Genomic DNA, 617 nt, shown 5'->3' on the forward strand with positions numbered 1-617 from the left:
GCGCACGAGAAGCAGCCATGCGAGATTTAAACGATGCGAAGCATCAACTTAAATCGATGCTGCTTAGGAATAATATACGTTATACAGGTACCGCTAACTGGTCGTTAAAACATATGCGATGGCTAACCGAAATGGTGCTTCCGCACCCTTGCCAGCAAATCGTTTTACAAGAAATGATTCAGACTATTGATGAGCGCACTAAGCGATTAAAACGACTCGACAACGAGCTCACTCATCAAGTTAAGAAGTGGCGCTACTACCCTGTCGTTAAAGCAATACAAGCGATGCGTGGAATACGCCTCCTCATCGCAACAGGCGTAGTGTGTGAGCTTGGTGATCTAAGCCGATTTGATACGCCTAGAAAGCTAATGAGCTATGTCGGGCTCACCCCGAGTGAGCATTCTAGTCGCGATAAACGAAAACTTGGCAGCATTACAAAGTGCGGTAATGGACGCGTCAGAAACTGTTGATTGAGGGAGCGCACAGCTATCGGTATAGCGCACGAATATCCAAAGAAATGCAGGTAAGACAGGAAGGTCTACCTAAGGAGATTATCGATCAAGCATGGCAAGCGCAACTAAGGCTGTGAAAACGATATCAGAGGCTTATGAAGCGCG

1 pseudogene is annotated in these 617 nt (G+C 46.7%); it reads left to right on the forward strand.

Annotation, left to right across the window (positions count from 1 at the left end):
• Positions 1-586 (forward strand): annotated as a pseudogene (locus A3761_RS05250) (transposase); the annotation flags it as partial.
• Positions 587-617 lie beyond the last annotated feature (31 nt).

This window comes from Oleiphilus sp. HI0123, assembly GCF_001635315.1.